This is a genomic window from Streptomyces yaizuensis, from assembly GCF_034961445.1.
Lineage (GTDB): Bacteria > Actinomycetota > Actinomycetes > Streptomycetales > Streptomycetaceae > Streptomyces > Streptomyces yaizuensis.
In genome coordinates this window covers 350,038-375,515 of sequence record NZ_BSBI01000006.1, presented here as the reverse complement: position 1 = coordinate 375,515, position 25,478 = coordinate 350,038, and the positions used below count along the sequence as shown (strand labels likewise).

21 protein-coding genes are annotated in these 25,478 nt (G+C 72.5%); 11 read left to right on the top strand and 10 right to left on the bottom strand.

The window, feature by feature from the left end:
- The first annotated feature begins 36 nt into the window (after positions 1-36).
- Positions 37-756 carry a bleomycin resistance protein gene (locus SYYSPA8_RS17335; RefSeq protein ID WP_323448085.1) on the top strand — a complete coding sequence of 240 codons (720 nt, stop codon included), beginning with the start codon at positions 37-39 and terminating at the stop codon, positions 754-756.
- Positions 757-840: 84 nt separating this feature from the next.
- Here the strand turns inward: SYYSPA8_RS17335 and SYYSPA8_RS17330 are convergent, their stop codons facing one another.
- Both SYYSPA8_RS17330 and SYYSPA8_RS17325 read right to left on the bottom strand, forming a co-directional pair.
- Complete coding sequence (locus SYYSPA8_RS17330) at positions 841-2,298, bottom strand: aldehyde dehydrogenase family protein (protein ID WP_323448084.1); 1,458 nt, start codon at positions 2,296-2,298, stop codon at positions 841-843.
- 148 nt (positions 2,299-2,446) lie between these two features.
- A complete protein-coding gene (locus SYYSPA8_RS17325) occupies positions 2,447-3,355 on the bottom strand; it encodes a helix-turn-helix domain-containing protein (RefSeq protein WP_407706017.1) in 909 nt (302 codons plus the stop codon).
- Between the two features lie 362 nt (positions 3,356-3,717).
- Between SYYSPA8_RS17325 and SYYSPA8_RS17320 the strand changes: the two genes are divergently transcribed.
- Positions 3,718-4,236 (top strand): ATP-binding protein, encoded by a 519-nt coding sequence (locus tag SYYSPA8_RS17320; RefSeq protein WP_323448082.1) that lies wholly within the window; start codon positions 3,718-3,720, stop codon positions 4,234-4,236.
- A gap of 223 nt (positions 4,237-4,459) precedes the next feature.
- Here the strand turns inward: SYYSPA8_RS17320 and SYYSPA8_RS17315 are convergent, their stop codons facing one another.
- The gene (locus tag SYYSPA8_RS17315; protein ID WP_323448161.1) at positions 4,460-4,702 is read right to left on the bottom strand and encodes a DUF397 domain-containing protein; all 243 of its coding nucleotides are present in this window, start codon (positions 4,700-4,702) and stop codon (positions 4,460-4,462) included.
- A 412-nt stretch (positions 4,703-5,114) separates the two neighbouring features.
- Here SYYSPA8_RS17315 and SYYSPA8_RS17310 point away from each other — a divergent pair, with 412 nt between their 5' ends.
- Positions 5,115-5,741 (top strand): hypothetical protein, encoded by a 627-nt coding sequence (locus SYYSPA8_RS17310; protein ID WP_323448081.1) that lies wholly within the window; start codon positions 5,115-5,117, stop codon positions 5,739-5,741.
- A gap of 32 nt (positions 5,742-5,773) precedes the next feature.
- Here the strand turns inward: SYYSPA8_RS17310 and SYYSPA8_RS17305 are convergent, their stop codons facing one another.
- Both SYYSPA8_RS17305 and SYYSPA8_RS17300 read right to left on the bottom strand, forming a co-directional pair.
- Positions 5,774-7,831 carry an FUSC family protein gene (locus tag SYYSPA8_RS17305; RefSeq protein ID WP_323448080.1) on the bottom strand — a complete coding sequence of 686 codons (2,058 nt, stop codon included), beginning with the start codon at positions 7,829-7,831 and terminating at the stop codon, positions 5,774-5,776.
- 131 nt (positions 7,832-7,962) lie between these two features.
- Positions 7,963-9,075 (bottom strand): DUF2786 domain-containing protein, encoded by a 1,113-nt coding sequence (locus SYYSPA8_RS17300; RefSeq protein WP_323448079.1) that lies wholly within the window; start codon positions 9,073-9,075, stop codon positions 7,963-7,965.
- A gap of 207 nt (positions 9,076-9,282) precedes the next feature.
- On the opposite strand from SYYSPA8_RS17300, the gene bla (SYYSPA8_RS17295) reads away from it, so the two are divergent.
- The 6 genes from bla (SYYSPA8_RS17295) (at position 9,283) to SYYSPA8_RS17270 (ending at position 18,222) form a co-directional block, all read left to right on the top strand.
- Positions 9,283-10,245, top strand: a complete 963-nt coding sequence (gene bla / locus SYYSPA8_RS17295; protein WP_323448078.1) for a class A beta-lactamase — start codon at positions 9,283-9,285, stop codon at positions 10,243-10,245.
- Between the two features lie 80 nt (positions 10,246-10,325).
- Positions 10,326-10,874 carry a sugar O-acetyltransferase gene (locus tag SYYSPA8_RS17290; RefSeq protein ID WP_323448077.1) on the top strand — a complete coding sequence of 183 codons (549 nt, stop codon included), beginning with the start codon at positions 10,326-10,328 and terminating at the stop codon, positions 10,872-10,874.
- A gap of 105 nt (positions 10,875-10,979) precedes the next feature.
- On the top strand, positions 10,980-12,695 hold the full coding sequence (locus tag SYYSPA8_RS17285; RefSeq protein ID WP_323448076.1) for a bifunctional 3'-5' exonuclease/DNA polymerase: 1,716 nt from the start codon (positions 10,980-10,982) through the stop codon (positions 12,693-12,695).
- A gap of 839 nt (positions 12,696-13,534) precedes the next feature.
- A complete protein-coding gene (locus SYYSPA8_RS17280) occupies positions 13,535-15,337 on the top strand; it encodes an ABC transporter ATP-binding protein (RefSeq protein WP_323448160.1) in 1,803 nt (600 codons plus the stop codon).
- Between the two features lie 385 nt (positions 15,338-15,722).
- On the top strand, positions 15,723-17,042 hold the full coding sequence (locus tag SYYSPA8_RS17275; RefSeq protein ID WP_323448075.1) for a glycosyltransferase family 2 protein: 1,320 nt from the start codon (positions 15,723-15,725) through the stop codon (positions 17,040-17,042).
- A complete protein-coding gene (locus SYYSPA8_RS17270) occupies positions 17,035-18,222 on the top strand; it encodes a glycoside hydrolase family 26 protein (protein ID WP_323448074.1) in 1,188 nt (395 codons plus the stop codon). The genes SYYSPA8_RS17275 and SYYSPA8_RS17270 overlap by 8 nt, the downstream gene beginning before the upstream one ends.
- 46 nt (positions 18,223-18,268) lie before the next feature.
- On the opposite strand, the gene SYYSPA8_RS17265 is transcribed toward SYYSPA8_RS17270, so the two are convergent.
- Positions 18,269-19,483, bottom strand: coding sequence for a glycoside hydrolase family 26 protein (locus SYYSPA8_RS17265; RefSeq protein ID WP_323448073.1), 1,215 nt, complete (start codon positions 19,481-19,483; stop codon positions 18,269-18,271).
- Positions 19,484-19,748: 265 nt separating this feature from the next.
- Between SYYSPA8_RS17265 and SYYSPA8_RS17260 the strand changes: the two genes are divergently transcribed.
- On the top strand, positions 19,749-21,092 hold the full coding sequence (locus tag SYYSPA8_RS17260) for a cytochrome P450 (RefSeq protein WP_323448072.1): 1,344 nt from the start codon (positions 19,749-19,751) through the stop codon (positions 21,090-21,092).
- Between the two features lie 43 nt (positions 21,093-21,135).
- Here SYYSPA8_RS17260 and SYYSPA8_RS17255 read toward each other — a convergent pair whose 3' ends face one another.
- From SYYSPA8_RS17255 to bla (SYYSPA8_RS17240), 4 genes are all read right to left on the bottom strand, one after another.
- Positions 21,136-22,113: a GlxA family transcriptional regulator gene (locus SYYSPA8_RS17255; protein ID WP_323448071.1), complete on the bottom strand. Its 978-nt coding sequence runs from the start codon at positions 22,111-22,113 to the stop codon at positions 21,136-21,138.
- A gap of 78 nt (positions 22,114-22,191) precedes the next feature.
- Positions 22,192-22,668: a hypothetical protein gene (locus SYYSPA8_RS17250; protein ID WP_323448070.1), complete on the bottom strand. Its 477-nt coding sequence runs from the start codon at positions 22,666-22,668 to the stop codon at positions 22,192-22,194.
- Between the two features lie 84 nt (positions 22,669-22,752).
- The gene (locus tag SYYSPA8_RS17245; protein WP_323448069.1) at positions 22,753-23,034 is read right to left on the bottom strand and encodes a hypothetical protein; all 282 of its coding nucleotides are present in this window, start codon (positions 23,032-23,034) and stop codon (positions 22,753-22,755) included.
- Positions 23,035-23,178: 144 nt separating this feature from the next.
- Positions 23,179-24,126, bottom strand: a complete 948-nt coding sequence (gene bla, locus SYYSPA8_RS17240) for a class A beta-lactamase (protein WP_323448068.1) — start codon at positions 24,124-24,126, stop codon at positions 23,179-23,181.
- Between the two features lie 209 nt (positions 24,127-24,335).
- Here bla (SYYSPA8_RS17240) and SYYSPA8_RS17235 point away from each other — a divergent pair, with 209 nt between their 5' ends.
- A complete protein-coding gene (locus SYYSPA8_RS17235) occupies positions 24,336-25,424 on the top strand; it encodes a CdaR family transcriptional regulator (protein WP_323448067.1) in 1,089 nt (362 codons plus the stop codon).
- Positions 25,425-25,478: the final 54 nt, after the last annotated feature.

Genomic DNA, 25,478 nt, shown 5'->3' with positions numbered 1-25,478 from the left:
TTGACCATCGTACTCAATTTTGACTAGCCTGGCAGTATGACCGAGAAGACGATCCCGCTCCTCCCCTGCCAGACGCGGTTGCTCCAGCCGGTCGTCGACTTCTACACGGCCCTCGGCTTCGAGGTGACCTACCACCAGAAGAGCCCCTACCCGTACGCCGTCGTCGAGCGCGGCACCGTCGAGCTCCAGTTCTACGGAATGAAGGAGTACGACCCGGCCGGGTCCCACTCGGGGTGCTATGTCCTCACCGACGACGTGGAGGGGCTGTACGAGTCCTTCCGCGCGGGGCTGCGCCGGGCGTACGGGAGGATCCCCACACGCGGGCTGCCCCGGATCGGCCCGCTGAAGGACATGTCGTACGGGGTGCGGCAGTTCCTGATGACCGACCCCACCGGCAACACCATCCGCGTGGGGCAGCCGTTCAGCGACGATCCCAGCCTGCGCCCGGTGCCGAAGGAGCGGTACGCGAAGGCCCTGCACCTGGCGGACCTCTTCGTGGACTCCAAGGAGGACCTGCCGGGGGCGGCCCGGATCATCGACCGCGCGCTGGAGCGGACGGACGAGGAGCCGCCGGAGCCCGCCGTGCTGCTGCGGCTGCTGGTGCTGCGCGGGGACCTCGCACAGCGGCTCGGCGACGGCGCAGGGGCCGCCGGCTGGCTGGAGCGGGCGGCGGCGATCGATCCGGCGGGGCTGACGGAGACCGGCCGGGCGGAGGTACGGGACGCGCTGGCGCGGCTGGCGGAGCTGCGGGCCTGAAGGGGGCGCGCTCCCGCCGCCCGGCGCCACCCACGGTCACGGCCATGGCGGACAGAGCCTGTCCGCCATGGCGGCGCCAGAAGGTCAGAAGGGGAACCGCGACCGGCCGTGCTGGACCGAGATCCACTTCTGGGTGGTGAACGCCTCGATCATCGACTCGCCGTTCAGCCGGCCGCTGCCGGAGTGCTTCTCGCCGCCGAAGGGCACGATCGGCTCGTCGTGGACGGTGGAGTCATTGATGTGGATCATGCCGGTGTTGATCCGCTTGGCGATCCGCACCCCGCGCTCGATGTCGGCGGTGTGCACGGCGCCGCTCAGCCCGTAAGGGGTGTCGTTGGCGATCCGGACCGCCTCGTCCTCCCCGTCGAAGGGCACGATCAGCGCCACCGGGCCGAAGATCTCCTGGCCGAGGACGGGCGAGTCGGTGGCGATCCCGGTGAGCACCGAGGGCTCCACGAGATTGCCGACGGCGCCGCCCTTCAGCAGCGCCGTGGCACCCGCCGCGAGGGTCTGCTCCACCAGCGCGGTGACGGAGTCCGCCTGCCGCGAGTTGATCAGCGGGCCGATATGGGTGGCCGGGTCGGCCGGGTCGCCGACCTTCAGCGTGCGCACCTTGGCGACGAACTTCTCGGTGAACTCCTTCTCGACGCTCCGGTCCACCAGCACCCGGTTGGCGGCCATGCAGACCTGCCCCTGGTGCACGAAACGGCTGAAGACCGCCGCGTCGACGGCGTAGTCGATATCGGCGTCGTCCAGGACGATGAGGGCGCTGTTGCCGCCGAGTTCCAGGATCGCCCGCTTGAAATTGGCGGCGCAGACGGTGGCGACATGCTGGCCGACCTTGTCGGAGCCGGTGAAGGAGATCGCCTTCGGCACCGGGTGCTCGATCAGCGCGTCACCGATCTCGGCGATATCGGTGATGACGACATTCAGCAGCCCCGCCGGCAGTCCGGCGTCCTCGAACAACTTGCCCACCAGTGAACCGCCGCAGATCGGGGTGTTCTGGTGCGGCTTGAGGACGACGCCGTTGCCCAGCGCGAGCGAGGGCGCGACCGACTTGATGGAGAGCAGGAAGGGGAAGTTGAAGGGGCTGATGACCCCGACGACACCGACCGGCAGCCGGTAGACCCGGTTCTCCTTGCCGTCGACCGGCGAGGGGAGGATCCGGCCCTCGGGCCGGAGCGCCAGCTGAACCGCCTCGCGCAGGAATTCCTTCGCGAGGTGCAGCTCGAATCCGGCCTTGATCCGGGTGCCGCCCAGCTCGGCGATGATGGCCTGGGTGATCTCCTCCTCGCGCTCCTCGATGAGGCGCAGCGCCTTCTCGAAGACGGCCCGGCGGGTGTACGGACTGGTCTCGCCCCAGGCCACCTGGGCCCGCTCGGCGGCGCGATAGGCCAGGTCGACCTCGGCGGCCGTGGCGACGGTTATGGAGGCCAGTTTCTCCCCGTCGTACGGATTGAAATCGATGATGTCCCAGGAGCCGCTCCCGGGCCGCCACTCGCCGTCGATGTACTGGTAGGCCAGATCGGTGAACAAGGACATATGATCCGATTCCCTTACCCGTCGGAACTCGTCAGAACTCGGCAGGACCGGTCGGGTCCCCCGGAACGCCTGAACGCCGGAACGTCACTCAGAACGTCAGAACCTCACAAAGGGCACGTGCCTGATGTGACGTCACTATACGGCCGCGCTAGGTGAGTTGGAGTAGACCACGCAGAACATCACGGCTTTCCGCGGCGTCCGGACTGTCCTCCCGGAGGCGGGTCATCACCTTCTCGTACTGCGCGACTTCTTCCCGCTTGTCCAGATAGAGCGCGCTGGTGAGCTGTTCCAGATAGACGATGTCGGACAGGTCCGACTCCGGAAAGGTGAGCATCGCGAAAGAGCCGCTCTCCCCGGCGTGCCCGCCGAAACTGAAGGGCATCACCTGGAGCGTCACATGCGGCTGTTCGGAGATCTCGATGAGATGCCGCAACTGCCCTTGCATCACCGCGCGGTCACCGTAGGGGCGGCGCAGCGCGGCCTCGTCGAGCACGGCGTGCAGCCGCGGGGCCCGCTCGGAGACGAGCAGCTTCTGCCGTTCGAGCCGGAGCGCGACCCTGCGGTCGATCTCGGCCCGGGGCGCGCCGGGCATGCCGCGGGCGACCACGGCGTGGGCGTAGGACTCGGTCTGGAGCAGACCGTGCACGAACTGCACCTCGTAGAGGCGGATATGCGAGGCCGCCGCCTCCAGCCCCACATATGTCTGAAACCAGCCGGGCAGGACATCGCCGTAGCTGTGCCACCACCCGGCGACATTGGCCTCCCGGGCGAGGCCGAGCAGAGCACCGCGTTCCGCTTCGTCGGCGACCCCGTAGAGCGTGAGCAGGTCCTCCACGTCGCGTGCCTTGAAGCTCACCCGGCCCAACTCCATACGGCTGATCTTTGATTCCGAAGCGCGGATCGAGTAGCCGGCGGCCTCACGGGTGATGCCGCGCGATTCGCGCAGTCTCCGCAGCTGCGAGCCCAACAGGATGCGCCGCACCACGGAACCCCCACCAGGACCTTCGGCCCACGACTCGGCTGCGGTCACGACTCCAACCCTCCCCATCCTCGTCATCCGTCTCGTTCGGTTCCTCTACAGACCCTCTACAGACTGAGGCACCCCCCGGACCTCAAGTGCGGGATTCTGCCACCAAAACACTTCGGGGCGTACTCACCCAGTTACGGAAATGGGAAGCACTTGGGGAAGCCATGGAAGAGATCGGCGAAAGATATCATCCGTAACTGTGATGGAGACGGACATGGCGGGCACGTGCACGTGCATCTGCCCTTGCATCTGCCTGACGCATTCGGAACCATGGTCCTCGCCGCACCTGTGTGCTCGTCCGTCGTGCTCGTCCGTGTTGTTGCAGTTCTTGCAGTTGTTGCAGTTCTTGCAGTTGTTGCACCACAGCCGCGATTCCCCCGGGAGTGCCTCGCATGGGAACGAATGGATCGACCATGCTCGCGCCGTTACGGCAGGGCCTCCCCCCCATCGATCCCGCACGGGTGTCCAGCTCGGCGTCCTGCTCGCTGCCCGCCCGCTACGAAGCGGTGCGCGGGGCACGGCAGTTCACCCGGACCACCCTCGGCGAGTGGAGCCTCGGGGACCGCTTCGACGACATCGCGCTGGTCGTGTCCGAGCTGGTGACGAACGCGCTGCGGCACGCCCTGCCCGGTGAACCCCCGCGCGAGACCCAGGACCCGCCCGTCCGGCTGCATCTGATGCGCTGGCCGGGACGGCTGGTGTGCGCGGTACGCGACCCGAGCCCCCAGTCGCCCGGCGACACGGACGGGCCGGGCAGCGCCTTTCCCGACCCCCGGGGCACGGCGGAGTCGGGGCGCGGACTCTTCCTGGTCGACTCGTTCAGCGACAGCTGGGGCTGGCACCCGCTGGCGGGGGCCCTGCACGGCAAGGTCGTGTGGGCGCTCTTCCGGCTGGGGCAGGCGGGGCACTAGTGACGCGGGCGGTACGGGCCGGCCCGGACCCGTACCGCGCACCGGCCGGGGGGATTCCCCGCGTACGGCCACCGGGTGAACGGCAGTACGGGAGCGGCGTGAAGCGGACCGCCGCACACGGAGCCGGGAAGGCGGGCCCGGCTATCGGGGGGCGGGCCCGCTTTCCCTCAGTACCTCCCCGTACACCCCCGCACATCCCCCGTACACCCTGGTACGCAGGGGCTCAGGCGCCCGCGATCAAGTGGTCGAACTCCCCGTCCTTGACGCCCAGGAGCATCGCCTCGATCTCGGCGGGCGTATAGACGAGGGCGGGCCCTTCCGGGTGCCGCGAGTTGCGCATGGCGACATTCCCACCGGGCAGTTTGGCGAACTCCACACAGGAACCCTGGGAGTTGCTGTGCTTGCTCTTCTGCCAGACGGCCCCCCGCAACTCGGTGGCCGCCATGCCGTTGTACGCGTGGTGCACAGGACGCTCCCGGGCTACAAGATGCATTCGTCAACTGTCCCGGATCATAGCTCTGTTTCACATGCCAATGCATGAGCATCAGCACGGGCATATGCACGTGCACGCGGTGTATTACCGCGGTTACAGGTTCAACGCGTTACAGGGCAGGTTCCATCCGGATCGGTGGCGCAGAGGACACCGGGGGAACCGTGGGCACCGGCCGCCGCCCATGACGCGACCGCGCCATACGGGCCGGGGCTTCCACGTCGAATCCCCCGGTACCGATGAAAGACGACCGAAGGGCCGTTGGGGATGCGCCACTCCGCGTGATAGCCCAATTTCCTTCGCCCACAGGGCGTTACGTATCTCACAGGGCCCGGAGGAACACCCTGGTAGCTTGGCGCGGATCTCTCCAACTACCAAGGGGCGTTCCGTGCGCATACGTACATTCGCGGGTCACCGGGGTCACCGGAGTCACCGGGGTTCCTGGGCGGCAGCCGGTCTGGTCGCGGCGGCGGCGCTCGTCCTGACCGGCTGCGGCGGTGACGACGGCGGCAGTGGCGACGACAAGAAGAAGGAGGAGAAGGGGCAGTCGGCACCGGCGGACCCGGGTTCGGAGCACTCGGGCCACGACTCCGGCGACAGCTCCGGCTCCGGCTCCAGCTCCGGCTCCAGTTCCGGTTCCGGCGGGGACGGCGGGGACGGCGGTACGGGCCCGGTGGACTCCGCCGCGTTCCAGGGCCAGTGGGCGGGGAAGACGGACGGCACGGCGGTCACCGTCGCGATCACGGGCACCCAGGTGGTCATGCTGGCGGACGGCGCCTCCTGTTCGGGCGAGGTGGCCGACCACGGCTCGCAGATGCTCTCGATGAAGTGCCCCGGCGGGCAGGGCTCGCGGACCATGGGGACGATCAAGTCCGCCGACGGGAAGCAGCTGGTCGTCGACTGGGGCAACGGCCTCACGGACAACCTGGCCAAGGCCGGACTGAAGCCCGGGGACCCGGCGAAGCTGCCGAGCGGCCTGCCCAGCATGAAGCTGGAGGGCGCCCCGGCGTCGTGACCCGACGGCCCGGGCCGGTCGGCCCCGAGGGGTCAGCCCTTGGGGGCGCGGCCGCCGGAGAGCGCGTCGGTCAGCTCGTCCAGCGCCTCCGCCAGCAGCGCGGCCCCGCTGCCGAGGACGGGGTGGCCGCGCTCGACCTCCTCCCACTCGGCCAGGGCCGCCCGGACCCGGTCCCAGTCCGGGGTCCGGCGCTCCCGGACGGCCTTCGCCGCGCGCTCGGTGTCCTGCCGCAGCGCCGTGGCGAGGGAGCGCGCGGCCGGCACCGGCACCGCGCCGTGCTCGGGCAGATGGGCCTCCAGCAGCATCGCGCTCCGCCCCATCTGGGCGAGCGCGTGCTCGGCGCCCTCCGCCGCCGCCCGGGTCAGCCCCCGGCTCCGTACCGGCTCGTGCACCGCCCGGGCCAGCGCGTCCTGCCAGGCGATCCGGGCGTCGCGCGCGTCGAGCAGGGCCGTGCGGATGTCCTGGCTGTCCCGGTCGGCGGGGTGGGCGTAGTGGTCGAAGACGGCCGCCACGTACCGGCCGTCGGCCTTCAGCCACTCCGCGAGCCGGTTCCGCAGCCGGGGGGTCTCCCAGGCCGGGTAGAGGGCGTACGAGACCATCGCGAGCAGACCGCCGAGCAGGGTCAGCAGCACCCGTTCGGGCACGGTCTGGCCGGCCTCCTGGCCCGCCATGCCGAGCAGGAACACCACGTACGCCGAGATCGCGACATTGGCCGCCACGTACCCCGTGCGCATCACGAGATACATGACGAACGCGCACAGGACCGCGAGCGCGCCGGAGAGCCACACCCCCGGGTCGGCGGTCTGCACGACGGCGGTGGCGACCCCCACGCCGACGAGCGTGCCGCCGAAGCGGGCGACGGAACGGGCGTACGTCTGGGAGAAGTCGGGCCGCATCACCATGACGGAGGTCATGGGCGCCCAGTAGCCGTGGCCCAGCGGCAGGGCGGCGCCGAGCAGATAGCCGGCGCAGACGACCGCCGTGACGCGCAGGGCGTGGCGGAGCACCGGGGAGTCCCGGCGCAGTTCCTTCCGTACGCGGCGGACCGCGCCCGGGAGCAGCCGTGCGAGGGGTGGGCGGTCGCGGTAGGGGCCTTCGTCATCGCTCTCGCCCCGGGTCTCCTCGACCACGTCGTCCAGGAGGGCCGCCAGCCGGATCGCGGCCCGGCGGGGCGGGCCGCTCAGCAGCTTCAGGGTGTCGGGGGTCTTCAGGGTGGCGAGCGCGTCGGGCGGGATGCGGACGGGGTCCCCGTACCGGATGGCGTGCGCCGCCGCGTCCAGCACCCGGCCCGCCGCCGCCAGGAGTTCGCGGCAGCGGTCCCGTTCCGGGCCCTCCTCGGGGACGCCGACGGCGGGGTCGGCCAGCGACGCGAGCACCGGCCGGATCCGTTCGGCGACACCCCGGGTCCCGTGCAGCTCCGCCGGGCGGCGCCGGGCCTGGCGGGGGGTGACGACGGCGGCGCTGCGGGCGACCATCAGCGGCTGCGGGTCGAAGGAGGCGGTGGGGTCGTGGCGCAGCCGCCGCGCGTAGTCGGCCTCCGCCGCCAGCGCGTCGGCGAGGGCGTCGCGCTGGGCGGCCCAGCGCCGTACGGGGAAGAGCAGCACCAGCAGGGCCTGCACCGCACCGCCGACGGCGATCACGGCGGCATGGCCCGCCGCGGTGGCCACGGACGTCGGCAGGGTGATGGTGACCAGCATGATCGCGACGTTGGAGGCGGCGATGACGCCGACGGTGGTGCCGAGCGCCCAGGCGAGTCCGGCGGCGAACGTCCAGGCGGCGAGGACCAGGACGAACAGGGGCAGGCTCCCGCCGGCGAGATAGCCGACGAACGTGGAGAGGGCGAGGCTGGCCCCGGAGGCGAGCGCGAGCACGGGCCGGGGCCGCCAGCTGCGCTGATAGGTCGCGATGGCCGCCTGGAAGGCGCCGAAGGCGGAGCTGACCGCGACCACGGGCCCGAAGAGCGCGAGCGCCCCGCCGACGGTGATCGCGAGCCCGGCGGCCCCCCGCAGCGCGACGAGCGGTTCCAGCCGCCGCCGTTCGAGGGTGAGTCCGAAGCGGGCGGTCTCCTTGAGCGCCCGGAGCCAGGTCATGGCCCGAGCGTAACCCCATGATCGGTAGATAACGGGCATTCCGCCGGGAGGCCGGGGCAGGTCCGGGCGGGCCGGGGCGCGCCGGGGAGGAGCGGGGTCGGGCCAGGGCAGGGCCGGACCCGGACCCGGGCCTACCGCCGGCCGTGCACCTCGCGCCGCTCCCCCGACACCGACGCCGCGTCGGCCGCCTCCCGCCCCTCGTGCCAGCCGGACTCGTCGGTGGCCCCCCGGATGCGGGTCGACGTGGTGTGCGGGAACAGCTCGTCGGCGCGGGAGGAGACGGCGATCTCGCGGGTGGCGAGCACCGGCAGCAGATCGGCCGGCGCGTGGACGCTCTCCGTGGCGCGGGCCAGCCGCTCCCCGAGCCGGACCGCGTAGGCCAGCAGGAAGGACTGCCGGAAGGTCTTCGTCCGCCGCCGTCCGCCGGCGCGCTGCGCGGCCTCGGCCCGGGTCATGGCCGTCGTGCCCTGGACGAGGAGGGAGGTGTACAGCAGCTCCACCGCCTCCAGATCGCTCTCGAAGCCGACGACGGTGGTGAATCCGAGGTCCCCGTTCCACACGGCGCGGCAGCGGTTCGCGTCCGCGATGGCGTCGAGCAGGATCGCCTTCGCCTCCTCGTACGGGGCGTCGACGCCGATGCGGGCGGCCGACGGGGTGTCCGCGCGGTGCTCGGGCAGCGACGCCTCGTCCAGGGCGTGGCGGGCCATCAGCTCCTGGGCCTTGGCGGTGAGGGCCTCGGCCTCCTCGGGGAAGGTGGTGGCCTCGGCCTTGGCGAGCAGGGCCCGTATCCGCGCGAGCATGCGCGGCTCGTACCCGGTGGCGGGGACGAAGGCCGTGCCCGGCACCGGCCCCACCGGCTCGATGGAGGGCAGCCGCACGAGCAGCCGGTACAGCTCCAGGACGGCGGTGGCGTACGAGAAGCGGTCGGCGCTCCAGTGCCCGGGGTCGAGGGCGTCGAGCTGAGTGGCCCAGCGCGGCGGCAGCACCCCGTACCGTCCGCACTCGGCGCGGATCAGGTCGGCGAGGAGCTGCCCGTGGTGGGGCGCGAGGTCGCGGCGGACCAGCCGGGCGAGGTCGGCGGGGTGCCAGCCGCGCTCCCAGGCCCGGCGGACGAGATCATGGCCCCGGCGGGTCAGCTCCGCGTCGGCGCCGGGCGCGGCGGCGAGCAGGGAGGCGCCCGCGTCGAGGGAGGCGTCGCCGTCCGTGTACAGCGCGGCCGCCAGCGCGTCGTCGACGGTCGTCATCGGGGGCACCTCCTTCGTCTCCTCCGATCATCTCAGGCGGCACCGACAGCCCGCCCGGGGGCGGCGTGTCCGCCGCCGTGTCCGTCCACAGGCTGTGGACAATCACCGCCGGTGGGAAGGGGTACGGGAAGGGGCGCGGAACCGGGCGGCGCCGAACCGGGCTCTTCCTCTGCGTCGATCGATCATGACAACCCCTGGGAGATGTGGATGATCCGCCGGTCGAACAGCCCCCGCCCGTCCCGCCGTTCGCTGCTCACCGCCGGGACGGCACTGGCCGCCACCACCGTGGCCGCGGGAACCGCCGGAACCGCGCGGGCCGCCGGGCCCGCCCGGGCGCCACAGCGGGAGGAAATCCCCGCGCGATGGCGCGAACAGCTGAGCGCGCTGGAGCAGGAGCACTCCGCGCGGATCGGCGTCTACGGCCATAATCCGGCCACCGGCCGGACCGTGGTCCACCGCGCGGACGAGCTGTTCCCGATGTGTTCCCTCTTCAAGACGGTCGCCGCGGCGGCCGTCCTGCGCTACCACGACAGCGAGTTCCTGGCCCGCCGGATCCGGTACACCCTGGACGAGGTCGTCGAGGACTCCCCCATCACCAAGGAGCACGTGGCCACCGGGATGACGGTCGTGGAGCTGTGCGCCGCCGCCGTCCGCCACAGCGACAACACCGCCGCCAATCTGCTCCTGCGCGAGCTGGGCGGTCCGTCCGCGATCACCTCGTTCTGCCGTTCGCTGGGGGACCGGGTGACCCGGCTGGACCGCTGGGAGCCGCAGCTGAACTCCTCCGAACCCGGGCGCGTGGAGGACACCACCAGCCCGCGCGCCATCGGCGGCACCTACGCCGAGCTGGTCCTCGGTGGCGCCCTGGCCGGGCCGGACCTGCGGCGGCTGACGGGGTGGCTCACGTCCAGCACCACCGGTGAGAAGCGGCTCCGCAAGGGCCTGCCGGTGGACTGGACGCTCGGCGAGAAGACCGGCGCCAGCCGCACGTACGGCACCAACAACGACGCGGGCGTCGCCTGGACGCCCGAGGGCACGCCCCTCGTCCTGGTGGTGATGACGACCAAGCCGGGCCACCCCCACACGCCCGACCCCGACCACCCCGTCGTCGCGAAGACGGCCGCGCTGCTGGGCGAGGCACTGGTGCGGCGGGCCGGTCGGAACAGGTGAACCGGGGGTAGACCGACGGACGACGACCCGTATCCCTATCCGAGTCCGTACCCGAGTCCCGTATCCAGGAGGAGAAGCACATGGGCGTGAACAAGGAACGCATGCTGGCGGGCGACTGGTACCTCCCCGACGATGCCGAACTGGCGGCGGACACCCTGCGCCGGGACGAGCTGTGCGCCGCGTACGGGGCCGCCGCGCGGGAGGACCGGAACGCGATCCTGGCCGAGCTGTTCGCGTCGGTCGGGGAGGACGTCCGGATCCGGCCGCCCTTCTTCTGCGACTACGGCTACGGCATCACCGTCGGGGACCGCACCTTCATGAACGTCGGAGCGGTCCTCCTGGACACCGCCCCCATCACCATCGGCTCCGATGTCCAGATCGGCCCGAACGTGCAGCTGCTCACGCCCGCGCACGAGCTGGACACCGAACGCCGCCGGGCCGGCTGGGAGAAGGGGCTGCCGATCACCATCGGCGACAACGTGTGGCTGGGCGGCGGGGTGATCGTCTGCCCCGGGGTGACGATCGGTGAGAACACCGTCGTGGGGGCGGGGTCGGTCGTGGCCAAGGACCTGCCCGCCGGGGTCCTGGCGGTGGGCAATCCGGCCCGGGTGGTCCGCGCCCTGGACTGAGAGCCGGCGGACCGGGCCGGCCACTCCCGCGCGCGCTCACTCGTACGGGTGGACCGCCGGCCGGGCCGCCGGGCATTGTCAGACCCCCCTGCCAGAATCGAACCCATGAGCGATACGAGGGTCCGGTGGGCCGTGGCGGCGGAGGAGGACGGCGGGGCGCGGCTCGTCCCGCTCGGCCCCGCCGGCCTGCCCGCCGGCCCGGTGCTCAGGGAGCCCGACCTGGTCACGGCGGTCCGCGCGCGGCCGGACGTGGAGCGCTGGGTCTGGCGGTCGACCGCCGGGATCCACCCCCGGCTGCTGGCCGCCGGGGTCCACGTCGAGCGGTGCTACGACATCGAGGCGGCCGAGCAGCTGCTGCTGGGGCACGAGGGGCGGCTCGGGGAGCCCCGCTCCGCCGCCGCGGCGCTCGCCCGGCTGCGCGGCGGTCCCGTCCCGCCGGATCCGCCCCCGCGGTCGGCGGAGCCCGGGGCGCAGTCCTCCCTCTTCGATCCGCAGCCGGTGCCGCTCCCGCTGGAGTCCCTCCTGGAGGTGTACGCGGAGCAGCAGCGCCGCCATGACGCCGCCGAGCACCCGGGGCGGATGCGGCTGCTGACGGCCGCCGAGTCGGCGGGCACCCTGGTGGCCGGCGAGATGTTCCGGGCGGGGCTGCCCTGGCGGGCCGATGTGCACCGCCGGGTCCTCGGCGAGCTGCTGGGCGAGCGGTACGCGGGCGGTGGCGAGCCGCGCCGTCTGGCGGAGCTGGCGGACGAGGTGTCGGCCGCGTTCGGGCGGCGGGTGCGGCCGGAGCTGGCGGCCGATGTGATCAAGGCGTTCGCGGGGGCGGGGGTGCGGCTGCGGTCGACCCGCCGGTGGGAGCTGGAGGAGGTCGACCACCCGGCCGTGCGGCCGCTGCTGGAGTACAAGAAGCTGTACCGCATCTGGGTGGCGCACGGCTGGGGCTGGCTCCAGGACTGGGTGCGGGAGGGCCGGTTCCGGCCCGTCTATGTGCCCGGCGGCACGGTCTCGGGCCGGTGGACCACGCAGGGCGGCGGCGCGCTCCAGATTCCCCGCGTGATACGGCGTGCGGTCGTCGCGGACGAGGGCTGGCGGCTGGTGGTCGCCGATGTCGACCAGATGGAGCCGAGGGTGCTGGCGGCGGTCTCCCGCGACCCCGGTCTGATGGAGCTGGCGGGCCACGGCGGCGATCTCTACACCGCCCTGTCCGACCGCGCCTTCTCGGGCGACCGCGAGCAGGCCAAGCTGGCGCTGCTCGGCGCGATCTACGGCCAGACCTCGGGCGACGGCCTGAAGAACCTGGCGGCGCTGCGGCGCCGGTTCCCGGCGGCGGTGGCCCATGTGGACGAGGCGGCGCGGGCGGGCGAGGAGGGCCGCCTGGTGCGGACCTGGCTCGGGCGGACCAGCCCCCGCGCGGTCGGGGACGACGACGCGGCGGGCGAGGCGGGCATCCCGCAGGAGGCGCCGGAGGAGCCCTCGGCCACCGCCGACGCGGGCACGGGCACGGGATTCGTCCCCGGCTATGCCTCCGCCGACGCGCGGGCGCGGGGCCGGTTCACGCGGAACTTCGTCGTGCAGGGCAGCGCGGCGGACTGGGCGCTGGTGCTGCTCGCGGCGGTGCGGCGGTCCCTCGCGGGGATGCGGGCGGAGCTGGTCTTCTTCCAGCACGACGAGGTGATCGTGCACTGCCCGGCCGAGGAGGCCCCGGCGGTGGTCGCGGCGATCGCGAGGGCGGGTGAGGTCGCGGGAGAGGTGACGTTCGGCAGGACCCCGGTCAGGTTTCCCATGACGACGGCGGTGGTGGAGTGCTACGCGGACGCGAAATGAACCGTACGGCCGGACACGGACGGACGGGACAGGGACGGACGGGACAAGGACGGACCAGCCAGGAACGGACGAGTCGGCCGGGGCGGCGGGGTCGACCGGCCCGGGCGGAAGGAGCGGACCGATGACGCGGACGGGACGGGCGGAGCCGATGGTGCCGACAGGACGGACGGGCCGGACAGGGCAGGCGGACCAGGCGGGACGGAGAGGGCGGGCCCGGCGGGGGGCTTCCGTGGGGCGGGAGGGCCGCGCGTACCGGCTGCGCCGGCGGTCGGACGAATCGTGGGACCCGGGCGCGGTGGGCGCCGCGCGCCGGGTGGCGGCCCGGAAGCGGACGCACTGCCCGCGCGGGCGGGGAGCGTGCTTCCGGGGCCCCAGTGCCCCCAGTGCCACCGGCCACCCGGAGCCCACCCCCCATTGAGGCATTGACCCGTGACGCGACGGTGACCGGCCGCGTTGGGCCTGAGCCAGGGGCCAGGGACAGCGCGGGACGGGGTCGTATGACACAGCGGACGGAAGACACGTCTGAGGCGCAGAAGGCGGAGAAAGCGGAGAAAGGCGAGAAGGGCGAGGGCGGGGAGCGAGGGAGGAGTGGGGGGAAGCCGGACCCCGTGGAGTCCGTCCCGGCGGGCTCCGCCGCTCCTCCCGCCGGCTCCGGCGGTGCTGCCGGCGGCCGCCGGGGCCGGCGGGCCGGGCGGCGGAAGGGCGGCCGGGGCCCGGGCCCCGCGCCGGACACCGGGGAGGTCTCGGAGTCCGAGCGGCTGCTCTTCGGCGGCCCGCTCCGCTACGACGCCGGCTGGGACCAGCACACGGGCTCGTTCCTGGAGCTGAACCTCCGCACCATGATCGCCCGGATGCCCCGGCTGATCGCCTCCACAGTCCGGCTGGCCCACCGCGCCGACCCGCGCGCCCTGCGCCGGGTGGCGGGTGCCGAGCTGGGCGGCGGCATCGCCCAGGCGGTCGGTCTGGTGGCGGTCAACCAGGTCCTCGTCCAGGTGCTGGCCCCCGGCGACACGAGCGAAAGACTCGTCGCCGCCGGGCCCGCCCTGATCGCGGTGGCGGTCACGGCGCTGATCGGCGCGCTGCTGCGGTCCGCGTCCACGGCGGGTACGGGCCGGCTGGAGCCCAAGGTGTTCCGGGTGGCGACCGAGGAGTATCTGGGCCGGGTGGCGCGGGTCGAGCTGACCGCCGTGGAGGACGAGGAGTTCCACAAGCTGCTGGACTCGGCGCAGTGGGGCGCCGAGTCCGCCCGCCGGATGATCAAGTTCTGTACGTCGGTGGTCACCGCCGCGATCTCGCTGATCGCGGCGGCCGGGGTGCTGACGGTGCTGCATCCGGCGCTGCTGCCGCTGCTGGTGCTGATGACCCTGCCCAGCGCGTGGAGTTCGCTGACGATCGCCCGCCGCCGGTACGTCTCCTTCCATATCTGGGTGCAGCACGCGCGCGCCGGCCAGCTGCTGGGGCGGCTGCTCACGGACGCACAGGCGGCCCCCGAGGTCCGGGTGCACAACATCGGCCCGTTCCTGCTGCGGCACTTCCGGACCATGGCCGAGACCGGCGAGAGGGAACAGACCCGGCTGGCGCGGCTCGCCGCCCGTACCGGACTGATCGCCTCCGGGTGGACGGGGCTGACCACGGCCGGCGCGTACGGGACCCTCGGGCTGCTGCTGTGGACCGGCGCCATGGATCTCGCCGTGGCGGGCACGGCGGTCATCGCCATCCGCACCGGCTCCACCAATCTGGAGGCGCTGGTCGTCCAGCTCAACTACCTCTACGAGGAGAGCCTGTTCGTCGCCGACCTGGAGCGGCTCTGCGAGGAGGCGGACCGGCGGCTGATCCCGCCCACAGGCCGCACCCTGCCCCGGGAGGTGGGGACCATCCGCTTCGAGAAGGTCTCCTTCACCTACCCCGGCGAGGACGGCGAGCCGGCGCTCGACGATGTGGACGTCACCATCCCGGCGGGCCGGATCATCGCCCTCGTCGGCAACAACGGCAGCGGCAAGTCCACCCTGGCCAAGCTGCTCTGCGGGCTCTACGCGCCCGACTCGGGCCGGATCATGTGGGACGGGGTGGACGCGGCGGAGGCGGACCGGGCCGAGCTGTTCGACCGGATCGCCGTGGTGGCGCAGGACTTCTACCGCTGGCCGTTCACCGCCCGTATCAATGTGGCGATCGGCCGGCCGGAGGCGCCGTACGACGACGACCGGCTGGACGCGGCGGCGCGGTACGCGGGCGCGGACCAGACGATCGGGTCGCTCCCGCACGGCTGGGACACCCTGCTCGCCCGGGGGTACAAGGGCGGGCACCAGATCTCCGGCGGCCAGTGGCAGCGCCTGGGCATCGCCCGCGCCCGGCACCGGGACGCCCGGATCCTGGTGGTGGACGAGCCCACCAGCGCCCTGGACGCGGAGGCGGAGCAGCGGGTCTTCGACCAGATCCGGGCACTCGCCGCCGAGGGGCAGACGGTCGTCCTCATCACCCACCGGCTGCACAGCGTCCGGCACGCCGACGAGATCTACGTCCTGGAGCGGGGCCGGGTGATCGAGCACGGCTCGTTCGAGGAGCTGATGCGGCCGGCGGGCGGGGCGTTCCGCCGGATGTACCGGGTCCAGTCGAGCCAGTACGCGTACGCGGGAGAGGACTGAGGCGCGGGCGGGGAGACCGAGGGGGCGACGGGGGGCCGGGGCGGCGGGGGCGGGGGCGGGGGCACTGAGGGGGACCGGGGCGGCGGGGGCGGCCGGAGCGCTCTCGTACGGCAGCGGCCGGGCCGGGCCGCCGGGGATCGATCCGACCAGTTGTGGTCGAAGGGGTTTCTGTTCCGCATCGATTGCAGAACACTTGTGAATCTGTGGAACGATCACGGCGTGGCATGACTGATTTTTTGCACTTTGTCACCCAGTTGCCCGGCTAACGTAGCGGTTCTACCTGCCGTCCACGACGCCGCGTCGTGCCCCATCTACCCCTTTTACTCACACAAATGGACAGCTGCGGTCGTGCCCAGTGCTGGATCGCCCGCTCCGGGAATGGCCCATGCTCGCGTTTCTGCTGGAGATCAGGGAATGGTGGATCGACGGGACGGTTTATCCGTTCGCCGTCTTCATGACCATGATCTGGGCGCTGTGGGTGCTGCGCATCCTGCTGGCCCGCCGCTACAAGCCCTGGACCCGGCCGCACTCGGCGACGACCTCCGTGATCATCCCGGTGGTGGACGAGCCGGAGGACCTCTTCCGCTCCGTGCTCCAGCGGATCATCCAGCAGCAGCCCACCGAGATCATCGTCGTGATCAACGGCCGCAGGAATCCGGACCTGGAACGGATCTGCGCCGATCTCGACGTCATGTGGGTGTGGACCGAGACGCCCGGCAAGCGCAACGCGCTGCGGGTGGGCCTGGAGCACGCGACCGGTGAGATATCCGTCCTCGTCGACTCCGACACGATCTGGACCAAGGACACCCTGACCGAGCTGATCAAGCCGTTCCGGGACCCGGAGGTCGGCGGGGTGACCACCCGCCAGCGCATATTGGAGCCGGGCCGCTCCGTGCTCACCCGCTGGGCCGACTGGCTGGAGTCCGTCCGCTGCCAGTACTCGATGCCCGCCATGAGCGTCATGGGCACCGTCGGCTGTCTGCCCGGCCGGACCATCGCGTTCCGCAAGCGGATACTCGACGACTGCATGCACGACTTCCTGAACGAGAAGTTCCTCGGGGTGTTCCTGGAGGTCAGCGACGACCGGACGCTGACGAACTACACCCTCAAGGCCGGCTACAAGACCGTCTACCAGTCCACGTCACTGGTCTACACGGACGCCCCGCTGGAGCTGGGGAAGCTGGCCAAGCAGCAGTACCGCTGGGCGCGCGGCTCGCAGTACAACAGCCTGCGGATGTTCTGGTGGATGCTGCGCCACGCGAAGATCCTCTGGCTCTTCTACATCGCGGACATCCTGGTCCCCTTCGTCCTCCTGGGCACCTTCGCCTCCTGGGGCATGGCCGCCTTCGAGCGCAGCCGCCCCGGCATCTACAACGAACTCCCGCTGCCCGAGGCCGGCTGGCAGGCCCTCCTCTTCATCCTGGTGCTGGCCGCCGTGATGTCGCTGATCTCCATGGCCGTCCGCTTCGGCCGGCACTTCGCCTACCGGCCGAACGACATGTTCTTCCTGCCGGTCTTCATGCTGATCAACACGCTGCTGCTGCTTCCGGTGCGCCTGCTCGGCTTCTTCCGGATGGCCCACAACGCGAGCTGGGGCACCCGCGCCGACAGCTTCGCGGGCGAGCGGGCGCGCAGCCCCCTGGTCGTCGTTCCCTATCTGCTGGGCGGAGCCATGCTGTTCGGGTCGGTGATGATGAGTGTCTAGAAGGTCTGCCGTACAGAGCGACGCCCCCACGGGCGGGCGGTCCCCGGGCCGGGTCCCGGACCCCACCCGGCGGAAGAAGAAGCTCCACTGGTGGAACCGGGGCACCGGAGTCCGGCTGCGGCTCTGGATGGCGTTCAACATGGTGCTGCTCTCCGGCCTCAGCTACGGCGTCTATCTGCTGGTGCAGTCCAACTCCGACCCCGCCTTCACCGGCTTCGGCCGGCCGGAGAACCGGAGCATCACCGACCGGCTGCTGCCCTCGAACGGCTCCCCGATACCCAGCCGGGCCGAGCTGCTGAAGCCCGAGGGCCGGCACTTCGGGGTCAGCACCTACGAGGCGCCCTGGTCCAAGGAGGAGATCACCCGGGTCTCCGCCGCCGCCGGCACCCGGCCCACCATGGTCGAGTACTTCGTGAAGTGGACCGAGGAGTTCGACCCGGAGGCGATCGACGCTTCCTACCGGCAGGGAATGCTGCCGGTCCTCTCCTGGGAGCCCTGGGGCGGCGAGGAGAACGGCGGCACCGACCAGCCCGAGTACCGGCTGAGCGCCATCCTCGCGGGCAAGCACGACGCGTACATCGAGCGCTTCGCCCGGGACGTCGCCGCGCACGACTGGCCCCTCGCCATCCGCTTCGCGCACGAGATGAACGGCGAGTGGTACCCGTGGTCCGAGCAGTACAACGACAACAAGCTGGGTGAGTACGCGAAGGTCTGGCGCCATGTGCACGGCATCTTCGAGAAGGCCGGGGCCGGCAACGTCATCTGGCTCTGGAGCCCCAACATCCTGCGCCCGGTGCCGGACATCTCCCTGGAGCAGCTCTACCCGGGCAAGGAGTACGTGGACTGGGTCGGAATGGTCGGGTACGCCGTGAAGGAGAAGAAGGCGGCGGCGGTCTTCGAGCCCACCCTGAAGGCGCTGCGGAAATTCACCGACCAGCCGATCTTCATCACCGAGACGGGGGCGCAGCCGACCCCGCACAAGCACGCGTGGACCGCCGACTTCTTCGACTGGCTCAACCGGACGCCGGACATCTCCGGATTCATCTGGTTCGAGCGGGATACGGAGGAGGGCGGCAAGGCGGACTGGCGGTTCACCGCCGACCCGCGCACGACGGAGGCGTTCCAGCAGGGCATCCGGACCGTGGACCTCGTGTCGGCGGGCGCCCGGGACTCCGGCTGACGCGGTCGCCCCACTGTACGAAGTCACGGGGTGGGGTACGGGCCGGTCAGCCGGCCCGGCCCAGGCCCGACTTCTCCCGGTCCGACTCGCCCAGCTGTGAGTCCCCCACCCGTACCGGCTCGCCGTCGGGCGCCGTGGCCAGGTCCACCCAGGCGAGCCCGCCCTTGAACGCCCGCTGGGTGCCCGGGGTCTCCGCGAACCGCCAGTCCTGCTTCCCGCCGTGGACGGTGTCGCGCTCGAACCAGACGAAGCCGACGACATCCGGGTTGCGGTCCAGCCACTGGAAGAAGTCCGCTATCCAGCCGGCCTTCTCGACGCCGGGCTTCGCGCCGGTCTCCGCGATCAGGACCGGCCGCCGGGTGAACTCCCGGATCTCCTTCAGCGTCGGGTCGAAGACCTCACCGGCGCTCGCCTCGTTCCTGCGGTAGCCGCTGACGCCGACGAGATCGACGTACCGGTCGCCCGGGTAGAGCGGGCGCAGCCGGGTCCCCTCCACCGTACGCAGGATGTTGGGGCTCCAGTGCCAGACCACGTTGTCGGCGCCGGCCTCGGTGAACACGTCGTGGACGTACCGCCACGCCTTCACATAGTCGCCGGGGCTGTTGCCGTTGCGGGCCTCGGCCCAGGGGAACCAGGTCCCGTTCATCTCGTGGGCGAACCGCAGGATCAGCGGCCGCCCGTGCTCGCGTATGTCCTCGGCGAACTTCCGCAGATACGGATCGTGCCGGCCCTCGGTGATGGCGCTCAGCCGGTAGGCGGGCTGCTCGGTGCCGCCCGCGAGGGAGGTCCAGGGCTCCCAGGTCAGCAGGGGGACGGCGTTCTGTCGATAGGACGCGTCCACGGCCTCCGGCCGGTACTCCTCGTTCCATTTGACGAAGTACTCCAGCAGGTTGGGCCGGACCCCGGCCCGGTCGGCGACCAGGTCGGTCTCCTCGGGCGCGAAGGGGGTCTTCAGGGTGCTGATCCCGAAGTAGACGCCCTTCTCGGGGATGAGCCGCGCGGCGGCGTCCGAGTTCACCGGCGCGGTGGGGATGGCCGATTCCCCGCTCTCCCCCGGCGCACCCCTGTCCGGTCCGCCGGCCTGGCCTGCGGCCCCGGTGGCGGCCGGGCGGTCCGGGTCCGCCTCCGTCGTACAGCCCGTCAGCAGCGTCAGCAGACAGACCGGGAGGACGAACAGGGCCCGCCGGGCGGACCGCCGCAGTCCGCGCGGCGCCCCGGTGGCCGGCCGGACAGCAGGTGGGAAGGGTTCTCTGGGCAGCACATGAGCAACCTACCGGTCCGTTCCGGGAGCGAGTACGCCCAGCTCCGCCGTGATCGGGCGGGGTACGGGAAGGGGACGCGGCTGCGGGGGCCACGGGGGCGGGGCCGTGAGTGCGGCGGCAGGGACTCTCGTACGGGCGATCGATCCAGGCCGGGACAGACGGTCTATTTCCGGCCATACGGGCGCGGGGAGGTGTGTGCTGCGGCCGGTGAACCAGCTGGGGTGGTGGGCCGTGCCTCCGGGTGGGGGAGAAGGGGAGTCGTTCATGCCGGACCACCTTCTGGAGCAGGGGCCGGAACGAAAGCCGGAGCGAAAGCCGGAACGAGAACCGGAGCGAGAACCGGAACGGGAGCCGGAACGGGAACGGGAACGGGAGCCGGAACGGGAACGGGAACGCGAGCCGGAGCGGGGCACGGAGCGGGGCGGGTTGCGGAGGCTGCCGTTCCGCCGGGCGAATGTCCTCGACCCCCCGGCGGAGTTCGCCGCCCTGCGCGCGGAGGGCCCCGTACGACAGGTCCGTACCCTCAGCGGGGCCACCGCCTGGGCCGTGACCGGCCACGATGCCGCGTACCGGCTCTTCGCCGACCCCCGGCTGGGGCGTTCGTACCCCGGCCCCGATCCGGACCGCGCGCCCCGCGTCTCCGCGTCGCCCTTCGCGGGCCGGCCGTACGGCGACCCGGTCACCGAGCGGGAACGGCATCTGCGGATGCGTCAGGTGCTCGCGCCCTCCTTCTCCACCCGGCGGGTGCGGCTGCTGGCCGGCCGGGCGGACGCGCTCGTCGACGGCCTGCTGGAGGCGATGGCGGCCCGGACCCCGCCCGGCGATCTCCACCAGCTGGTCTCCGAGCCGCTGCCGGTGCTGATGATGTGCGAGCTGTTCGGTGTCCCGTACGAGGACCGCGACCGTTTCCGCGCCTGGTCGGGGGCGTACGCGCGGTTCGACGCCCCCGAGGTCGCGCGGGCCGCCCAGCGCGAGCTGTTCAGCTATGTCCGGGAGCTGGTGGAGCAGCGCCGCGATCGGCCGGCCGACGATGTGATCTCGGACCTGGCCGCGCTGGAGGGCCTGCCCGAGGCCGAGATCGTGCAGCTCACGATGTTGCTGATGTTCGCGGGGCACGACACGGCGGTGACCCGGATCGACTACGGGGCCCTGCTGCTGCTCCGCCATCCCGAGCAGTACGCGGCGCTGGGCGCCGATCCCTCGCTGGTGCCGGGCGCCGTGGAGGAGATGCTGCGGATGAGCGTCCCCAGCGACCACGGTCTGGTCCGGTACGCGCACGCGGACATCGAGACCGACGGGGTGACCATCCGGACCGGGGACGCGGTGCTGATCTTCCACGGGGTGGCCAACCGGGATCCGGCCGCGTTTCCCGACCCGGACCGGTTCGACATCACCCGGGTACGGGAGAGCGCGCGGCCGAGCCTGGCGTTCGGGTACGCGACGCACTTCTGCGTCGGGGCGCAGCTGGCGCGGGCGCAGCTGGGGTCCGTCTTCGGCCGGCTGGCCCGGCGTTTCCCGGCGCTGCGGCCGGCGGTGCCGCTGTCGGAGCTGCGGGCGACGGCGAACACGGTCACGGGCGGGCTGACGGCGCTCCCCGTGACCTGGTGAGTCCTGGTGAGTCCTGGTGTACGGGCTTCGATGAAGCGGCGGCTCAGGGGGCGGGGGCCGGCACCGGGCCGCGGAAGGCGGCCCGGTACGCCTGCGGGGAGACCCCGGTGTGGCGCGTGAAGTGCTGGCGGAAGGTGGACGGGGAGCCGAAGCCGGTCTCCCCCGCGATCCGTTCGACGGGGATGGCCGTGGTCTCCAGCAGTTGCTGGGCGCGGTGCACCCGGGCGCGCAGCAGCCATTGGAGCGGGGTGGTCCCGGTCTGGGCGCGGAAGTGGCGGTTGAGGCTGCGGATGCTCATCGCGGCGTGATGGGCGATGTCCCCGAGGGTCAGTTCGTGCCGCAGCCGGGCCTCCATCCAGCGCAGGGTGGGCTGGAGCGTACTGCCGGGACCGGCCTCGGGGTCGGGGTGCTCGATGTACTGGCTCTGCCCGCCGTCCCGGTGCAGCGGCATGACCGTCATCCGGGCGGTGCTCGCGGCGGGCGCGGCGCCCAGGTCGCGGCGGACGAGGTGGAGACAGAGATCGAGCGCCGCCGCGACCCCGGCGGAGGTGATCACGGGGCCGTTGTCGATGTAGAGGCTGTCCCGGTCCACCTCGACGGCGGGGTGCCGGCGGGCGAGTTCGGCCGCGTACAGCCAGTGGGTGGTGGCGCGGTGGCCGTCGAGCAGCCCGGTGGCGGCGAGGGTGAAGGCCCCGACGCAGACGGAGGCGAGCCGGGCGCCCCGCCCGGCGGCCGCGCGGAGGGCTTCGACCACGGCGGCGGGCTGGCGCTCGTCCAGGCTGGCCGCGTGTCCGGGGATCACCACGGTGTCGGCGTCGAGGACCCCGTCCAGGTCCCACTCCGTCTCCAGCCGGAACCGGCCGAGGCCGTCGGCCGTGGCCACCCGGCGGCCGGGGGCGCAGATCCGCAGCCGGTAGTGCTCGTACCCGGCGGCCTCGTTGGCCACGCCGAAGACCTGCCCGGGGACGGACAGCTCGAACGGGACGACGCCGTCGAGCGCGAGGACCGCCACCACCGTCATATCGCCATCACCGTCATGCCATCACCGTCATAACGGGAACGCTAACGCGCGGCGGTGGGCGGGAGGACACGGTCACAGTCACGCTCCTGTGGTGGATCCCGGCCTGACGATCATCAGGACGGTGACGACGGTCCAGAGCAGGTTGAAGACGCCGGTGAGCAGGGCGAGGCGGGCGGCGGAGGCGGCGGGTCCGGGTGTCTCGCCGTCCTGGGCGGCGGCGAGGGCCTGTTCCTGCCCGGGGAGGAGGAGCAGGAGGAGGATCGCGGCGGCACCGGCGGTGAGCACGATCGACGTGATCAGCCAGGCGCTGCCGAGGACGCCGAGACTGCTCGCGGTGGCGAAGCCGAAGACGGGGACGGCGATGCCCACGGCGGCGTACACCCGGCAGATCCGGTGCAGGGTCCGCAGGGTGACCAGCGGGCCGGGTGCGCCGGGTGGTCCGGGCGCGGCGAGGGCCTGGCGCAGGGCGGGCGGGAACATGCTCGCGGCGACGGTGACCGGGCCGACAGCGATGATCGCGGCGAGTACGTGGAGGGAGAGGAAGAACTTGGTCATACGGGCTCCCGGGGCGTCGTTGGCGGAAAGAGGGGCGGGGGGCGGTCCGCAGTCCCACGGGCGGGACCGCCCCGGCTCAGCGGCTCACCTGCTGCCGGCGTGGTGGGCGATGCTCTCCACGCGGGCGGCGAGGGGCGAGTCGTCGGGGGCGTCGATCCGTCCGGCCGCCCCCGGGACCACGATCAGGTCGGCCCTCCGGGGCCCCTCGGCGGTGACCGGTTCCACCGTCAGGTCACCGCCGGTGAGCAGAGTCCCGGCGAATGGGGCCTCGTGCGGGCCCAGGGCGTCCAGGGCCTCCAGGGCCTCCAGGGCCTCCAGGGCCTCCAGGGCGTCGAATCTGTCGAAGAGAACTGTCTGTGCCGGCATGCCGCGCCGCTCCCTGCCCCGTCCGGTTGTCACGAACGCCGCAAAACTATGGCGCCGTCGACAGAGCGGACAGTGGCAAAAATGCCCCCTGCCGCCGGATTCCGGCCAGCACGGCTCGTACAGCCCGCACGGCCAGAGGCTTGTTCAGGACGTCTCGAACACCTCCAGGGCGACGGAGGCGGCCCGTGCGATGAGGGTGTCGTCGTGTTCCGCGTCCTTGGCGTCGCGGCTGGAGAGGACGGCGAGCACGATCGGGGCCCGGCGGGGCGGCCAGAGGACGGCGATGTCGTTGCGGGTCCCGTAACCGCCGTTGCCGGTCTTGTCGCCGACCACCCACCCCTCGGGCGCACCGGCCCGGATGAGGGCGTCACCTGTGGTGTTGCGCCGGAGCCAGTCCGCGAGCAGGGTCCGCTGGGCGGCGGTGAGGGCGTCGCCGAGGACGTACGTCCGCAGATCGGCGGCGAGGGCGCGGGCCGTGCTGGTGTCACGGAGGTCGCCGGGGGTGGCCTCGCTGAGGTCGGGTTCGTACCGGTCGCAGCGGGTGACGCGGTCGCCGATGGCGGCCAGGGCGGCCTGGAGCCCCCGGGGGCCGCCCACTTCCTCGAAGAGGAGGTTGGCGGCGGCGTTGTCGCTGAAGCGGACGGTGGCGTCGCACAGTTCGCGCAGGGTCATGCCGGTGGTGAGGTGCTTCTCGGTGACGGGCGAGTGGTGGACGAGGACGTCGGGGCCGAAGCGCACCCGGCGGTCCATCCGTGCGAGGGGGGTGCGGTCGAGTACGGCGGCGGCGAGCAGCGCCTTGCAGGTGGAGGCGTACGCGAAGCGGTCGTCGGGGCGGTGGGAGACGGTCTGTCCGCTGCCGGTGTCGACGGCGTGGACGCCGAGGCGGGCGTCGAACTCCCGCTCCAGGGCGGCGAACGCCCCTCGCGTACCGTCCCCGGGGCCGGTCGCCGAGGCCCGGGAGGGCGCCGGACGTGAGGAGTCCGGTTCGGCGGAGGTGCCGCATCCGGCGAGCGGGACGGCGGCGGCGAGCCCGGCCAGGGCGGTGAGCGCACTGCGGCGCGGAACACTGCGGTGAGGGTGACGAGTGGTCATGTCCCGAGAAGAACAACGTCCGCGCGGTCCCGTCCAAGACCGCTCTGACACGCGCACGGCTCCGTTCTTCCTATGATCGCTGGTCGCGGGCGTGGAACGGGGCCCCGGGCGCGCGGCGGCTGTTGCGGAGGAGTGACATTCGGGCCCGCCGGCCGTGCCCGCCGCCGCTCGGACCCCGGGGGCCGGGACCCCGGGGCTATATTCCGGGAATGTTCGCGGATGCCGTCGCCCAGTCGATCGTCGATGACGTCGTGACCCGTCTCGGGGTCAGCGTGAACATCATGGACGAACACGGGGTGATCGTCGCCAGCAGCGACCGCAGCCGTCTGGGCACGGTGCACGAGGGCGCGCTGCGGGTGCTGCGGACCGGGACGCCCCTGGCCCTGAGCCAGGACGCGGCGCGCACGCTGGGCGGGACCCGGGCCGGGGTGAACCTGCCGCTGTGGGTGGACGGGCGGGTCGTCGGCGTCGTCGGGGTCCGGGGCGAGCCCGGGGAGGTGGGCGAGATCGCGCGGGCGGTCGCCCGGCTCGCCGAGCTGATGGTGATGCGGGAGACGTTCGCGGGCGAGACCGGGTGGCGGCACCAGGTGCGGCGGCAGGTGGTCCGCGATCTGCTGGCGGGCCGGCTGACCGAGGAGGGCTGGCGGCAGGGGCAGCAGCTGGGCGGCTGCCGCGTCGACCCCCCGTACACGCTCTTCGCCGTACGCGGTGGCACGCCGGCGCCGATGGGCGAGCCGCGCGAGCTGTACCGGCTGCTGGAGGCCGACGAACGGTCCGCGCTGATCGCCCCCGACAGCACCGGCATCGTCTGGACCGTGACCGGAGGCAGTGACTCCGTCGCCCTGCGCCACCGGCTCGCCCGGCTCTGCGAGACGGACCCCGGGGCCGGTGTGCTGGACGCCGGACCGGCCGACGACTTCCCCGCTCTGCTGGAACGGGCCGGTCAGGCGCGGCTCGCCGTACGCCGCAGACTCGCCGGACAGGTACGGCTGGCCGACCTCGAACTGCCGGTGCTGCTCGCCCGTCTCGACCGGGAGACCCGGGTCACGGCGGCGGAGCGCGTACTCGGCCCGCTGTCCGCCGAACTCCGCCGGACGCTGGGCGTCTACTTCGCGCACAACTGCGGCGCCGCCGAGTCGGCCGACCTGCTGCGGATCCACCGCAACACCCTCGCCTACCGCCTGGGCCGGGTCACCGAGCTGACCGGCAAGGACCCGCGGGTCTTCCAGGACGCCGTCGCCCTCCAGGTGGCGCTGCACCTGTGCGACATCGACGACCCTGCCGACAGCCCCGCGTGAGACTCCCCGGGGCGACGCTTTCCCCGGGCTTCCCACGGGTGTGACTTCCCACGG

Bases quoted from the DNA above. Each gene is read 5' to 3' on its own strand.
- SYYSPA8_RS17235 (WP_323448067.1), top strand. From the start codon at position 24,336: ATGTTCGCGGATGCCGTCGCCCAGTCGATCGTCGATGACGTCGTGACC.
- SYYSPA8_RS17245 (WP_323448069.1), bottom strand. From the start codon at position 23,034: ATGCCGGCACAGACAGTTCTCTTCGACAGATTCGACGCCCTGGAGGCC.
- SYYSPA8_RS17335 (WP_323448085.1), top strand. From the start codon at position 37: ATGACCGAGAAGACGATCCCGCTCCTCCCCTGCCAGACGCGGTTGCTC.
- SYYSPA8_RS17250 (WP_323448070.1), bottom strand. From the start codon at position 22,668: ATGACCAAGTTCTTCCTCTCCCTCCACGTACTCGCCGCGATCATCGCT.
- SYYSPA8_RS17330 (WP_323448084.1), bottom strand. From the start codon at position 2,298: ATGTCCTTGTTCACCGATCTGGCCTACCAGTACATCGACGGCGAGTGG.
- bla (WP_323448078.1), top strand. From the start codon at position 9,283: ATGATCCGCCGGTCGAACAGCCCCCGCCCGTCCCGCCGTTCGCTGCTC.
- bla (WP_323448068.1), bottom strand. From the start codon at position 24,126: ATGACCACTCGTCACCCTCACCGCAGTGTTCCGCGCCGCAGTGCGCTC.
- SYYSPA8_RS17285 (WP_323448076.1), top strand. From the start codon at position 10,980: ATGAGCGATACGAGGGTCCGGTGGGCCGTGGCGGCGGAGGAGGACGGC.
- SYYSPA8_RS17280 (WP_323448160.1), top strand. From the start codon at position 13,535: ATGATCGCCCGGATGCCCCGGCTGATCGCCTCCACAGTCCGGCTGGCC.
- SYYSPA8_RS17305 (WP_323448080.1), bottom strand. From the start codon at position 7,831: ATGACCTGGCTCCGGGCGCTCAAGGAGACCGCCCGCTTCGGACTCACC.
- SYYSPA8_RS17325 (WP_407706017.1), bottom strand. From the start codon at position 3,355: ATGACGAGGATGGGGAGGGTTGGAGTCGTGACCGCAGCCGAGTCGTGG.
- SYYSPA8_RS17300 (WP_323448079.1), bottom strand. From the start codon at position 9,075: ATGACGACCGTCGACGACGCGCTGGCGGCCGCGCTGTACACGGACGGC.
- SYYSPA8_RS17255 (WP_323448071.1), bottom strand. From the start codon at position 22,113: ATGACGGTGGTGGCGGTCCTCGCGCTCGACGGCGTCGTCCCGTTCGAG.
- SYYSPA8_RS17275 (WP_323448075.1), top strand. From the start codon at position 15,723: ATGCTCGCGTTTCTGCTGGAGATCAGGGAATGGTGGATCGACGGGACG.
- SYYSPA8_RS17260 (WP_323448072.1), top strand. From the start codon at position 19,749: ATGCCGGACCACCTTCTGGAGCAGGGGCCGGAACGAAAGCCGGAGCGA.
- SYYSPA8_RS17320 (WP_323448082.1), top strand. From the start codon at position 3,718: ATGGGAACGAATGGATCGACCATGCTCGCGCCGTTACGGCAGGGCCTC.
- SYYSPA8_RS17290 (WP_323448077.1), top strand. From the start codon at position 10,326: ATGGGCGTGAACAAGGAACGCATGCTGGCGGGCGACTGGTACCTCCCC.